11 protein-coding genes and 1 pseudogene are annotated in these 13141 nt (G+C 64.2%); 7 read left to right on the forward strand and 5 right to left on the reverse strand.

Translation table 11 applies throughout. The annotated features are described in order from the left end of the window. The first annotated feature begins 21 nt into the window (after nucleotides 1–21). Nucleotides 22–453 carry a CHRD domain-containing protein gene (locus tag QYH69_RS00120; RefSeq protein ID WP_308829923.1) on the forward strand — a complete coding sequence of 144 codons (432 nt, stop codon included), beginning with the start codon at nucleotides 22–24 and terminating at the stop codon, nucleotides 451–453. Between the two features lie 166 nt (nucleotides 454–619). Then, the gene (locus QYH69_RS00125; protein ID WP_308829924.1) at nucleotides 620–1552 is read left to right on the forward strand and encodes an alpha/beta hydrolase; all 933 of its coding nucleotides are present in this window, start codon (nucleotides 620–622) and stop codon (nucleotides 1550–1552) included. On the opposite strand, the gene QYH69_RS00130 is transcribed toward QYH69_RS00125, so the two are convergent. Next, complete coding sequence (locus tag QYH69_RS00130) at nucleotides 1549–2391, reverse strand: EcsC family protein (RefSeq protein ID WP_308829925.1); 843 nt, start codon at nucleotides 2389–2391, stop codon at nucleotides 1549–1551. The two genes, QYH69_RS00125 and QYH69_RS00130, sit on opposite strands and share 4 nt — an antisense overlap. Nucleotides 2392–2526: 135 nt before the next feature. Here QYH69_RS00130 and QYH69_RS00135 point away from each other — a divergent pair, with 135 nt between their 5' ends. Both QYH69_RS00135 and QYH69_RS00140 read left to right on the forward strand, forming a co-directional pair. Then, entirely contained in the window at nucleotides 2527–4122 is a 1596-nt protein-coding gene (locus QYH69_RS00135) for an MDR family MFS transporter (protein ID WP_308829926.1), read from the forward strand. A 55-nt stretch (nucleotides 4123–4177) separates the two neighbouring features. Continuing rightward, entirely contained in the window at nucleotides 4178–4642 is a 465-nt protein-coding gene (locus QYH69_RS00140) for a MarR family transcriptional regulator (RefSeq protein ID WP_308830322.1), read from the forward strand. A 94-nt stretch (nucleotides 4643–4736) separates the two neighbouring features. On the opposite strand, the gene QYH69_RS00145 is transcribed toward QYH69_RS00140, so the two are convergent. Beyond that, entirely contained in the window at nucleotides 4737–6014 is a 1278-nt protein-coding gene (locus QYH69_RS00145; protein ID WP_308829927.1) for an amino acid deaminase, read from the reverse strand. A gap of 206 nt (nucleotides 6015–6220) precedes the next feature. On the opposite strand from QYH69_RS00145, the pseudogene QYH69_RS00150 reads away from it, so the two are divergent. The 3 genes and pseudogenes from QYH69_RS00150 to QYH69_RS00160 all read left to right on the forward strand — a co-directional run bounded on the left by QYH69_RS00150 (nucleotide 6221) and on the right by QYH69_RS00160 (nucleotide 9020). Continuing rightward, a pseudogene (locus QYH69_RS00150) lies at nucleotides 6221–7110 on the forward strand (MurR/RpiR family transcriptional regulator). A 3-nt stretch (nucleotides 7111–7113) separates the two neighbouring features. Further along, complete coding sequence (locus tag QYH69_RS00155; protein WP_308829928.1) at nucleotides 7114–8598, forward strand: D-aminoacylase; 1485 nt, start codon at nucleotides 7114–7116, stop codon at nucleotides 8596–8598. A gap of 35 nt (nucleotides 8599–8633) precedes the next feature. Then, nucleotides 8634–9020, forward strand: coding sequence for a RidA family protein (locus QYH69_RS00160; RefSeq protein ID WP_308829929.1), 387 nt, complete (start codon nucleotides 8634–8636; stop codon nucleotides 9018–9020). A gap of 315 nt (nucleotides 9021–9335) precedes the next feature. On the opposite strand, the gene queF is transcribed toward QYH69_RS00160, so the two are convergent. From queF to ilvA, 3 genes are read right to left on the reverse strand one after another with little or no spacing between them, the layout of a single operon-like run. Continuing rightward, nucleotides 9336–10160 (reverse strand): NADPH-dependent 7-cyano-7-deazaguanine reductase QueF, encoded by an 825-nt coding sequence (gene queF / locus QYH69_RS00165; protein WP_308829930.1) that lies wholly within the window; start codon nucleotides 10158–10160, stop codon nucleotides 9336–9338. Further along, the gene (locus QYH69_RS00170; RefSeq protein WP_308829931.1) at nucleotides 10157–11068 is read right to left on the reverse strand and encodes a 5'-nucleotidase; all 912 of its coding nucleotides are present in this window, start codon (nucleotides 11066–11068) and stop codon (nucleotides 10157–10159) included. The genes queF and QYH69_RS00170 overlap by 4 nt, the downstream gene beginning before the upstream one ends. 54 nt (nucleotides 11069–11122) lie before the next feature. Then, complete coding sequence (gene ilvA / locus QYH69_RS00175) at nucleotides 11123–12646, reverse strand: threonine ammonia-lyase, biosynthetic (protein ID WP_075155757.1); 1524 nt, start codon at nucleotides 12644–12646, stop codon at nucleotides 11123–11125. Nucleotides 12647–13141: the final 495 nt, after the last annotated feature.

The following is a 13141-nucleotide window of genomic DNA, read 5'->3' on the forward strand; positions in this document are numbered from 1 at the left end:
TCCGATTCGGAGATAACGACGATGGCCATTCGTAAGTTGAAGCTTGCTGCAATGTTGTTTGTGCTTGTCTCGAGCGCCGCATGTGCGGATACCGTAGCGCTGAAGGCGGATCTCGAGCCGTCGAGCGAAGTGCCGCCGCGCGTGAGCCACGGCCACGGCGCATTGAACGCCACGTTCGATACGGCGACGAGTTCGCTGCAATGGACGATCACGTACGATGGCTTGTCCGGACCCGCGACGGCCGCGCACTTTCATGGTCCGGCGCCGGTCGGCCAGAACGCGGCGGTCGTGGTGCCGATCGACAAGAAGGCGCTGGCGAATCCGATCAAGGGTTCGGCGACGCTCACCGAAAAGCAGGTCACGGACCTGCTGGCGGGGCAGTGGTACTTCAACATCCATACCGCGCAGAATCCGATGGGTGAAATTCGCGGGCAGGTGCTGCCGGCGAATTGAGGGCGGCGAAAGCAGCGGACGCTGCCTCGCCGATCATCAAACGCACCGGCATACGAACTTCTTCGTTTGCCGGTTCTTTCTTTCTGCTGACGGTTTTCTACGGTCGGCACGCTTCACGCGAACGCACGTACCATGTATCGATGTCCGATCGACGGAGCGTGTCCCGATGAGTTGGCAAAGCGCGTTGGCCTGCTGGATTCTGCGCCGCCAGTTCCTGCCGCACACACAGCGTCCCGAAGTCAGTGCCGAACACGCGCGCGCAATGACCGCAAGGCGCGTCTGGTCGCCGCGTGTGCCGCGCGGCTGGCAGTTGCGTGAGCAGTACCGGGAAAGCGACTGGCCGCTGCGCGGCGAATGGCTCGACCCCGAAGCGGCCGTCGGCTCGGCGCGCGTGCCGACCATCCTTTATCTGCACGGTGGCGGCTATTACTTCTGCTCGCCGCGCTCGCATCGCGCCGTATCGTTCGGCCTCGCGACGCGCACAGGCGCGCGTGTCTTCTCGCTCGACTACCGGCTCGCGCCCGAGCATCGTTTTCCCGCAGCACTCGACGACGCGATTGCGGCGTACCGCCGTCTGATCGCGGCCGGCGCCTTGCCTCAAACGCTCGTGGTGGCAGGCGACTCCGCCGGCGGCGGCCTCGCGCTCGCCACGCTCGTAGCGTTGCGCGATGCGGGCGACCCGCTGCCGGCGGGCGCGCTGCTGTTTTCGCCGTGGACCGATCGTGCCGCCGCCGGCGCGTCGATCGAAACCAACGACGGCGCGGATCCGATGTTCAGCGGCGCCTCGGTTGCCCGCGCCGCAAGGCTGTATCTCGGCGACACGCCCGCGACGCATCCGTATGCGTCGCCGGTCTATGCGGACATGCGGAACCTGCCGCCGCTTTTCATTCAGGCCGGCCGCACCGAAGTGCTGCTCGACGACGCACGGCGTGTCGCGGCGCGCGCGACGCAAGCGGGCGTCGCAGTCGAATTCGAGGTCTGGCCGAAGGTGCCGCACGCGTGGCACTTGTGGACGCCGTTCATGCCGGAAGCACGGCGAGCGCTCGACGATGCCGCGCATTTCGTGCGTCGCGTCACGCCGCTTCGCGACGCTGCTTAAGCGCCGGGCGAGACGTCGATTGCCTGATACGCGGCCCGCACGGCGTCGGGTCCATAGCGGCGCTCGAGCCGCCGGACCGTGAAGTGGCCATGCGCGATATGCTGGAAGTGATCCATAAACACGGTGTTGACCATGGCGCCCAGCACTGCGCCGATTGCCGGAATCGACTTCGCGGCGACCTGTTCGCTGACCTGCACCGAGAAGCGCGAGGCGATCGTGCTCAACAGACGCAGCAGCGCCGCGGACCCATGCGATGTAAAGCCCTTCGACGCGATTTCCGACGACGCCTTCGACACCGCCTGCGCAAGCGCACCGCGCATGATGAAGTAGCCGTAGTCGGCATCGTCGTCGGCTTTCGAGGTGCCGCCCATGCCGAGCACGGTCAGGCACTGCAACTGCGTATCGATCGACGCGAGGTCTTCGCCCTCGCTGCGCGCGATATCGCAGATCGAACGGAACATCAGTGTCGTCGTGACCGGCAGTTCGACCGGCAACGCCAGCATGCCGAACGCGCCGCCCGCAGCGCCCGTCGTCGCCACCGCGAACTTGTGCAGCAGATTGCTCGGCTTGTCGTTGGCCGCGAGCGGCACGGCGCGGCCCAGCGTGCGCAGCGCGATCTGCAGGCACTTGCGCAGCGCCGCCTGCGTCGCGTCGTTGACCTTTTCGTTTGCGGCAGCCGGTATCTTCGCGATCAGCTTCTCGATCGGCGAGCCGACGATACCCGCGAGTTTCATCGCGAGCGCCGGACTTTCGAGCTCGTGCTTCGCGCGCCGCAGCGCGTTCAGGTCGTCGGGCGATAGCGTTTCTGTTTCAGGCAGGTCAGACGAAATGGGATCCATGTCACTCCTCGATACGCGCGAATAGCGGCCGCGTGTCGTGCGCGACGCGTCGCTGGCAGGTTCCACGCAAGATTAGAGCCTGTCGGCATGGTATGATTCCGTATCGTTGACTTGTCAAAAGTTGCGCAGACAAAAATGGCTGTTCACACCGCCGCTCACCATTCGAGTGGGCAAGTTTTGCCGTTCAGGGAATCGCTGCTCGCGATGCTCGGCGTTTCGTTTGTCTCCATGCTCGTCGCGCTCGACCAGACCGTGGTCGGCACCGCGCTGCCGACCATCGTCGCGGAACTCAGAGGCTTCGAGCTGTACGCGTGGGTCGCCACCTCGTATCTGCTGACCTCGGTCATCACCGTGCCGATCTTCGGGCGTCTTGGCGATTACTACGGGCGCAAGCCGTTCGTCATCGCGTCGATCATCGTGTTCACGGGCGCGTCGATGCTGTGCGGCGCGGCGAACAGCATGCTGTTCCTCGTGGTTGCGCGCGGCTTGCAGGGCATCGGCGGCGGCATGCTCGTGGGTACCGCGTTCGCCTGCATTCCTGATCTGTTTCCCGACTCGGTCGTGCGTTTGCGCTGGCAGGTGTTGATGAGCACGGCATTCGGCATCGCGAATGCAATCGGGCCGTCGCTCGGCGGTTTCCTCACGCAGTATTACGGCTGGCGCTCGGTGTTTTACGTGAACATACCGGTCGGCCTGATCTCGCTGTTTTTCGTGTGGCGCTATCTGCCGCATCTGCGGCATGTCGCGCATCAAGGCAAAATGCGGCTCGACTGGCCCGGCGCGCTGCTGATCGCGCTTGCGCTCGGAAGCTTGCAACTCTTCGTCGAAATGCTGCCGAAACACGGTTTTGGCGTTTCGTCGGGTGCGCTGCTCGCCATCAGCGTCGCGTCGTCGTATGCGCTGTGGCAATGGGAGAAGCGTTTTCCGCAAGCGATTCTTCCTGCCGACATGTTCAAGAACCGCAGTCTCAACGCGCTGTTCGTGCTGGCGGTGCTGGCCGGCTTCTCGATGTTCTCGATTCTGTTCTACGCGCCGTTGCTGTTCCAGGGCGGTTTTGGCATGACGCCGAACGAGGCGGGACTGGTCATTACGCCGCTTGTCGTGTTCATCACGATCGGCAGCATCGCGAATGGACGGATCGTTTCGCGCGTGCGCAATCCGAATCTGATGCTGTATATAGGCTTTGTGCTGTTGACCGTCGCGTGTCTCGGCGCCGCGATTTCGATGCGCACGATGCCGCACTGGGTGCTGATGATGTTGATGGTGCTGGCGGGACTCGGCCTCGGTTTCGTTCTGCCGAACCTGACGATTTTCGCGCAGCAGACCGCGGGCCGCGAGCATTTCGGCATTGCAACGGCGCTGCTGCAGTCGCTGCGGATGATCGGCGGCACGCTCGGCACGGCGATCACCGGCACACTGGTTACGCAGATGTATACGCACGGTGTGCGCAATGCGCTCGAGCGTGATCATGCGAGCCGCTGGTATAACGAACTCGGCGACCCGCAGATTCTCATCGATCACGGCGCGCAGGCGAGCCTGCTTGATCAGCTCCATCGCGCGGGCCACGATGGAGCGGTCCTGCTCGAAGCGGCGCGTGGCTCGCTCGTCTCGGCGATCCATATGGGGCTTGCGATCGCTACACTGGTTGCGTTCGTGTCGGTCTGGCAAAGCCGGCGCGTGCCGCCCGTGAAGCTCACGCGCAAGCTCGAACCGACGGTGGCCGCCGAATGACCGATCGATGGGTGCCGCATCGATGTTTCAACGACTTCAGTTGGGTAGCAACTACATGGAAGAACAGGACCGGATCGCGATCCTTCATCAGTTCGGCCGCACGTATCGCGCGTTCATGTCGGCATTCGAGGCGCAAGTCGGGCATCCGATGCCGCGCTGGCGGATCATGCTCGCGCTGTACGAGCAGGACGGCGAGTTGTCGCAAAAGCGACTCGTCGAAAAGCTGCGCGTCGATCCGGGCGCGTTGACGCGCCAGTTGAAGTCGCTCGAAGCGCTCGGCTGGATCGAACGCAGCATGGATGCGCGCGACAATCGCATTACGAACGTGCGGCTCACGGAAGACGGCCGCGCCACGATCGAGGCAAGCCTGCCCAGCCGCAACGCGTTTCTGCACGAGACGATGGCAACGCTGCCTGACGATGCGCTTGCGGCCTTGTCGAGCGCGTTGGGTATGCTCGAAGCGCGCATCGGCGAGGTGGCGACAGGGTCGCCGGCACGCGGGGCCGTAACGGGCAGTTGAAGCGGGCAGTTGAAGCGGGCAGTTGAAGCGGGAACTGAAGGTATCAATCGGAGCGGGCAACGGGAATTACAACAGAAGTCACCACCCGGCCCGATCAGAAAAACGTCTCGATGACTTCCGTGACGCGATACGACGGGTCGACGACGAGCACCTGACGCCATTTGTCGAAAGTCAGGCACGGATGCGAAATGTCGAACGCGATCATGTCGCCGACTTGCAGATCCGCACCAGCCGGAATCCGCATATACGCGTGCTGGTCCATCATGTTGAACACTTCCCAGCCTTCGCTTGCGGCGACCTCGCGCGGCGCAGTGTTGCCGGGCCGATAGTGGCGCGCCGGTTCGGGCAGCCCCGCGTCGAACGCCGCGTCGCGCTTGCCGAAGCCGATGATCGCGAGGTCCGGTTCGGGAATCGACTGCACATAGGCCCACAACTGCAGCGCGGGCAGCAAACCTGCGCCCATTTTCCTTGCCACCGGATTGCGCGCGAAGATGTCGGTCTGCGCCTTCCGATAGACGCCGACGTCGTGCGTCACATAGCAGCCGGGCCTCAAGACGATTTCGACCTGGCTCGCGTCGGCCGTTTGCGCAAACTCTTCGGCGACGATGTCGTACCACGCGGAACCGGCGCCTGAAAGAATGGCCGGCGTGCGCGCAAATCGCTTCGCGTCGAGCAGCGCGCGTGTCGTTGCGACCGCCGCGCGCAGAAACGCGCGTACGGCCTGCTCCTCTTTCAGTACGCCCTCGTAAAGCTCGATGCCCGCAAGCTGCAGCGAGTCCGGGCAGCGCGCGATCGCGTCGAGCACCGCCTTCAGTTGCGCACCGTCGCGCACGCCGGTGCGTCCACCGGGCACGCCGAGCTCGATCAGCACGTTGAGCTGCTTGCGCACCGAACCGAAAAACTTCCCTAGCTGCTCGACGCCGGCGACCGAGTCGACGAGACAGTAGAACTCGAAGTCCGGATCGCTGAGCAACTCGGCGATCATCAGCATGTTGCGCTTGCCGACCAGTTGATTGGCCATCAGCACGCGCGAGATGCCGCCGTGAAATGCGGCTCGCACCTGGTGCGCCGTGGCGAGCGTAATGCCCCATGCGCCGGTTTCGATCTGCTTACGGAACAGTTGCGGCGCCATCGTGGTCTTGCCGTGCGGCGCGAGCTTCACGTTGTATTCGGCGACGAACGCCTGCATCCATTTGAGGTTGTGTTCGATGCGGTCCGCGTAAAGCACCGCGGCCGGCAGGCTGACGTCTTCGTCGAGCAGATTCCATTCGAGACGGCCCGCGTCGGTCAACTGGATGCTCGTGCCCGGGACGTTGCCGAGCCCTTTGCTGAATGGATCGATCGTTGGGCCCTGATAGTTTGTAACTTTCATCTCGTGCTACTCCATCGTGCGGTTAGCGTATGGTTGGCGCGCAGTGTCTGTGTCGTTCTACGGCAGCAAAGTTGACTTCGACATGTTACAGAAAGTACGATGGCCCGGAGCAGTGGTATTAATTATCAGCGTCCCTCTCCCACCTCTGCCTGGCGCATGCGTCAAGCCGCAGTGCATGCGGCCGCGGCGACTTTCAGCGATCTTCAATGAACTCCAGCGCCGAACCGCTCGCCTTCGATATCGTCGCGCGTATCGCCGAATGCGCACCCGGGTTGCGCTCCGCCGAACGCAAGGTGGCCGCGCTGATTCTCGACGATCTGACCGGCGCATCGCATGCGAGCATAGGTGAAATAGCGCACCGTGCGGATGTCAGCATCGCCACCGTGACGCGTTTTGCGAAAGCTGTCGGCTGCCGCGACGTGCGCGAACTGAAACTGCGACTCGCGCAAGCGGCAGCGGTCGGCCAGCGTTTTCTCGCGCGCAGCGCGCCGGCTGCCGCGCCCGAGCCCATCGCCACGCGCGTGTTCGACGACGTGCAGACGGCGCTCACGCACAATCACCAGTTGCTGCTGCAAGCGCCGATTCCGACGCAGCCGCCGCGCTGCGCGCCGCACGCATGATCTACGTGTACGGCATGGGCGGCGGATCGACCGCGCTTGCCGACGAGATGCGCTTCAGGCTCGTACGCCTGGGCCGGCCCGTCGCGACGTATCAGGACGGTTTGCTGCAGCGGATGGTGGCGAGCACGGTATCACGCGATTGTGTCGTGATTGCGTTGTCGGCCACCGGACGCGTGCCCGAAATGGTCGATAGTTGCCGGCTCGCGCGCAGCTACGGCGCGACGCTCATTGCGCTGACCGCGCCCGCATCGCCGCTCGCGAAGCTCGCGGACTGGCTGATTCCGATCGTCGCGTTCGAAACCGATTTCATCTACAAGCCGTCGTCGTCGCGCTATGCGATGCTGCTGGCGCTCGATGTGCTCGTCACCGAACTGGCGGTCAGTCAGGGCGACGAAAGCCGCGAGTTGCTACGCCGTATGAAGCATGCGCTCGATGCGCATCGTGGCGGCGGCGAGCGTCAACCATTAGGAGACTGACCCATGCATTCGCACCCCGAAGCTGCCGATACGCTGATCGTCGGTGCGCAGCTCTACGACGGCACGGGCGCGCCGCCGGTCGAGCGCGACATCGCGCTGCGCAATGGGCGCATTGCCGCGATCGGCAACCTGTCGAACTGGCTCGCGGAAGACGTGATCGAGGCGAACGGCCTCGCGCTCGCACCGGGTTTCATCGACGTCCACACGCACGACGACACGCACGTGATCCGCGCGCCGCAGATGCTGCCGAAAATCTCGCAAGGCGTGACGACGGTGATTGTCGGCAACTGCGGAATCAGCGCATCACCGGTTACGCTGAAGGGCGATCCGCCGGACCCGATGAATCTGCTCGGTGCGCGCGATGCATTCAGCTATCCGACGTTTGCCGCGTATGTCGATGCCGTGAATGCGGCGCGGCCGTCCGTCAACGTTGGCGCGCTGATCGGCCATACCGCGCTGCGCAACAACCAGATGGACCGGCTCGACCGCGCGGCGAGCGCGCAGGAAATCGAACAGATGCGCGCGCAACTGAAGGAAGCGCTCGCGCACGGCGCGCTCGGGCTCAGTTCGGGTCTCGCATACGGCTCCGCATTCGCCGCGCCGACCGAGGAAGTGATGGCGCTTGCCGAGCCGCTCGCCGAAGCGGGCGCGCTCTACACGACGCATATGCGCACCGAGTTCGATGCGATTCTCGACGCGATGGACGAGGCGTACCGCATCGGCCGCCATGCACGCGTGCCGGTCGTGATCTCGCATCTGAAATGCGCGGGGCCGGCCAACTGGGGGCGCAGCGGCGAAGTGCTCGCATCGCTCGAAGGCGCGCGGCGCATGCAGCCGATCGGCTGCGATTGCTATCCGTATAGCCGCAGTTCGTCGACGCTCGACGTCAGGCAGGTGACCGGCGATATCGACATCACCATCACATGGTCGACGCCGCACCCGGAGATGGCGGGCAAGCTGATCAAAGACGTGGCGAACGAGTGGGGCGTCACGCAACAGGAAGCGGCGAAGCGCTTGCAGCCGGCGGGCGCCGTGTATCACAACATGTCCGAAGACGACGTGCGGCGCATCCTGTCGCATCCGGCGACGATGATCGGCTCCGATGGCCTGCCGAACGATCCACTGCCGCATCCGCGCCTGTGGGGCGCGTTTCCGCGCGTGCTTGGCCACTATGCGCGCGATCAGCAACTGATTTCGCTCGAAGAAGCGGTACGCAAGATGACGAGCCTCTCGGCGCACCGCTTCGGATTGACGCAGCGTGGCGAAGTGCATGTCGGCTATCACGCCGATCTCGTGCTGTTCGACCCGGCGCGCGTGAGCGATGCGGCCACGTTCGAGCAGCCGCAGCAGGCAGCGGACGGCATCGAGGCCGTGTGGGTGAACGGCGTGCTGTCGTATCGCGACGGTGCGCCGACCGGCGAGCGCGCCGGACGATTTGTGGCACGCGGTGCGCGGGCCTCGACGGATCAGGCGCCGCACGATTTTTGAACCGTATCTGACTATCTCTTCGAAGGGAGTAAACGATGAAGCGTTATGGTGTGGAAGGCGGAAAGGGAACGGGCGGTCAGCATATGCCGTTTGCTCGCGCGGTCGAAGCGGACGGCTGGCTTTATGTGTCCGGCCAGACGCCGATGGAAAACGGCGAAGTGATCAACGGCGGCATCGTCGAGCAGTCGCATAAGGCGCTGCAGAATGTGTTCGCGATCCTGAAGGAAGCGGGCTATGGCGCCGAGCATGTCGTGCGTTGCGGCGTGTGGCTCGATGACCCGCGCGATTTTGCTTCGTTCAACAAGGTGTTTCGCGAGTATTTCGGCGAACATCCGCCGGCACGCGCGTGCGTCGTGTCGAGCATGGTGATCGACTGCAAGGTCGAAGTGGATTGCGTGGCGTACAAGGCGCCGCAACGTTGATCGACGTGCCTCGATTCGAACTGTGCGCAGCGCGGCAGCGATCGATCGTCGACGGCGGCAATCTTGCGGGTACGGTGGCCGGCTCATGCAAGCTGGACTGACAGCCGCCTTGTTGGAGCGTCGGGCGTATCCCGCAAGCAAATCAGGCGCGCCCGATAGTCTTCATGCGCGGCTCATGCGACTCTACGCATCGCCGGTCCACTCGCAGGGGAAAACGACACGGAGTATTCGATGTGCGAGCATCGGGGCGGGTATTCCGTGTCAGCGTCGATACGGCGTGGGCCGGCGCCTTGTCCCGATGTTGTCTCGCATGCGCTACTGGCGCGCGGTGCGCAGATTGTCCGGCATCGGCAGATTGAAATTCGTGCGGAACGGATTGATATCGAGGCCGCCGCGCCGCGTATAGCGCGCGTAGATCGCGAGCTTGACGGGCTGACATGCGCCAAGCAGGTCGACGAACATCTTCTCGACGCACTGCTCGTGGAACCCGGTGTGGTTCCGGTACGAAATGATGTAGCGCAACAGCGACGCCTGATCGATTTGCGGTCCGACGTAGTGAATCTGCACGCTGCCCCAATCGGGTTGCCCCGTGACCGGGCAATTCGACTTCAGCAGGTTCGAATAAAGCGTCTCTTCGACGGGCGCCTCGCCATGCGCCGCTTTCAGCAGCGACGCATCGGGCACATAAATGTCGGTATCGAGATCGAGCCGGTCGAGCGAGAGCCCGTCGAATTCCTCGAGCCGGAGCTTGCCGAATTCTCCCGGCGCGGACAGATGCACGGAAACCGTCGCGCCGCACGATGCCGAGACGTCGCGCCTGATCGTATCGCGCACGACGTCGATCGAATCGAACTTCGTCTGCGCGAACGAGCCGAGATACAGCTTGAACGACTTCGATTCGACGATATTCGGCGAATCGGCAGGGACGAAGAACGTCGCGATCGCGATTTGCGGCTTGCCGCGCGCATTGAGCCACGAGAGTTCGTACGCGTTCCAGATGTCGGTGCCGAAGAACGGCAGCCGCGCCGTGATGCCGATCTGTTCGCGCGCGTTGCTGCGCGCAATCGGAAAGAGCAGCGATGCGTCGTACTGTTCGGTGTACGTGGCCGGTTTGCCGAGTGGCGATTGGTCAGGTGTCATGATGCGTTCACGATGCCGCTGACGACATGCCCGGTCGCGGTGATGCCGTGCGCGCGGGCCGTATCGCAGTAGCGAATCTGGTCGTCGAAGAAAAAGTCGGGCTCGAACTCGCGCAGGAATGCGCCTTTGTCGAGCCCGCCGAGAAACATCGCTTCGTCGATTTCGATGTTCCAGGCCATCAGCGTGCGGATCGCGCGTTCGTGCGCGGGCGCCGAACGCGCGGTGACGAGTGCGGTGCGAATACGCATCGGCGCTGCGTCATCCGCGAGTTTTTGCAGCCGGTGCAATGCCTCGAGCAGCGGCTTCAACGGACCGTCGGCTAGCGGCAGGTCGCGGTTGTCGGTCTCGTGACCGACGAACGCGTGCAAGCCTTCCTGCTGAAACACGCGTTCGGCTTCGTCGGAAAACAGCACGGCGTCGCCGTCGAACGCGATGCGGATTTCGTGCGGATACTTGCTCGCCATCCGCGCCGATTCGGGTAGCACGCGCGCGGCGGGAAAGCCGGCCGTGAGCGCGTCGCGCACGTCGTTCTGGTTCGCGGACAGAAACAGCGATGCGTTCAGCGGATGCAGATAGCCGAACGGCGCACGGCCGCGCGTGAAGACGCCGCGTTCGATCGCGAGCCCATGCTCGCGCGCCGAGCTGAACGCGCGCAACCCGCTGATCGGATCGCTGCGTGACAGAATCACCACTTCGACACGCCGTGTACCCGCATTCAGCGCAAGCAGCTTGCGGATCAGCGGAAACGCGACGCCGGGCTTCGCCGGCACATCGAGGCGTGCGCGCTGCAGCGCTTCGTAAGCACGCAGGTCGCCTTCCTCGTAGACACGGTTTTCTTCCTCGAAGTCGAACAGCGCGCGCGACGAGATCGCGACCACCAGTTTGTCTTCGAGCGTGAAGGAGGTCATCGTCAAAGCGCCATGATCAGGTCGTTCGCCGTCCGCTCAGTCCGCTCAGTCCGGTCAGGCAAGGAACAGCCGGTACACCGGATTCGCGGATTCTTCCCAGTGCGGATAGCCGAGCGTCGCGAGAAAGCGCGCGAATTCGGCGTCTTCGCTCGCCGGCACCTGGATGCCGACCAGAATCGAGCTGTAGTCCGCGCCCTGATTCCGGTAGTGGAACAGGCTGATATTCCAGTTCGGCGCCATCGACGACAGAAACTTCATCAGCGCGCCGGGCCGCTCCGGAAACTCGAAGCGGAACAGGCGCTCGTCGTGCGCGAGCGGCGAGCGCCCGCCGACCATATAACGGATGTGCTGCTTCGACAGTTCGTCGCCGGTCAGGTCGACGGTGGCGAAGCCGTGCGCTTCGAGCGAACCCGCGATGCGCGCGGACTCGTCGCGGCTCCTGATCTGCACGCCCACGAAAATATGCGCCGACTGCGCATCGGCGATCCGGTAGTTGAACTCGGTTACGCTGCGCGTGCCGATCAGCTCGCAGAAGCGCTTGAAGCTACCGCGCTCTTCAGGAATCGTCACGGCGAATACCGCTTCGCGTGCTTCGCCGACTTCGGCGCGCTCGGCGACGAAACGCATGCGGTCGAAGTTCATGTTCGCGCCGGAAGTGACCGCGATCAGCGTCTGATTCTCGATGCCCTCGCGCTCCGCGTATTGCTTGGCGCCGGCCACGGCGAGCGAGCCGGCCGGTTCGAGCACGCTGCGCGTGTCCTGGAACACGTCCTTGATCGCCGCGCATAGCGCATCGGTATCGACGGTCAGCACTTCGTCGAGATATTGCTGGCAGAGCCGGAACGTCTCCTCGCCGACGAGCTTGACGGCCGTGCCGTCCGAGAACAGGCCGACCTCGTTGAGCGTCACGCGCTTGCCGGCTTTGATTGACTGCGCCATCGCGCAGGAATCGTCGGTTTGCACGCCGATCACCTTGATCTCGGGGCGCACTTCTTTCACATACGCGGCGACGCCGGCCGCGAGCCCGCCGCCGCCGATCGGCACGAAGATCGCGTGAATCGGACCTTGATGCTGGCTCAGCACTTCCATCGCGACCGTGCCCTGGCCGGCGATCACATACGGGTCGTCGAACGGATGAACGAAGGTGAGGCCGTGCTGTTCCTGCAGACGCATCGCATGCGCATACGCGTCGCTATACGATTCGCCGGCCTGCACGACTTCGACAGTTGGGCCGCCGTGTGCGCGCACCGCATCGACCTTGACTTGCGGCGTCGTGACCGGCACGACGATGATCGCCTTCACGCCCAGACGCGCCGCCGACAGCGCCACGCCTTGCGCGTGATTGCCCGCCGACGCGGTGATTACGCCACGCGACAGCGCTTCCGCCGGAATATGCGCCATCTTGTTGTACGCGCCGCGCACCTTGAACGAGAAGACCGGCTGGTTGTCCTCGCGCTTCAGATAAATCGCGTTGCGCATCCGGGCGGACAGGTTCCGCGCATGTTCGAGTTCGGTCTCCCGGGCGACGTCGTAGACGCGCGCGGTCAGGATTTTCTTCAGATAGTCGTTGGAGGCCATGCGGTTCACGGCGCGATGCGCTGAATAAGACGGGAAAAGGTCAATGATAGCGCCATCCGTGCGCGCTCAGACCGGCAGACGATGGCGAACGGCACGCGGCATGCGCAGGGGCTTCAGCAGGCGGGGCGCAGTCGGGTCGCAGCTGGATCGCAATGAGCCCGCGGTCCGTCCCGCCGCCGCGACCACCGGAAATCCGACCGGCCGGTCGGCAAATCGACGTGCCGGCGGGCGCTTCCGGCCGTCCCCCGCACGCTCGCGAGGCGCTGCAAATGCCCATGGAGCCGTCACGGGGGCAGCAACGTGCACAGGGATCATGCGGTAGAATCGCGTTTTGGAACAAGGATCGGAAGATGCACTGGCAGCCTCGGATCGCCCACTTGATGCCCGCCCCGCGCGAATCGCGGCCGTCGGCGCAGAGGCACGTGCGGCATGCACGATCGTGTAGCGGCATCTGAGCCAGCGAAGCGGCCGGCGTGAGTTCGTCCGCCGGCGGGG

Source organism: Paraburkholderia sp. SARCC-3016, from assembly GCF_031119615.1.
Taxonomy (GTDB): Bacteria; Pseudomonadota; Gammaproteobacteria; order Burkholderiales; family Burkholderiaceae; genus Paraburkholderia.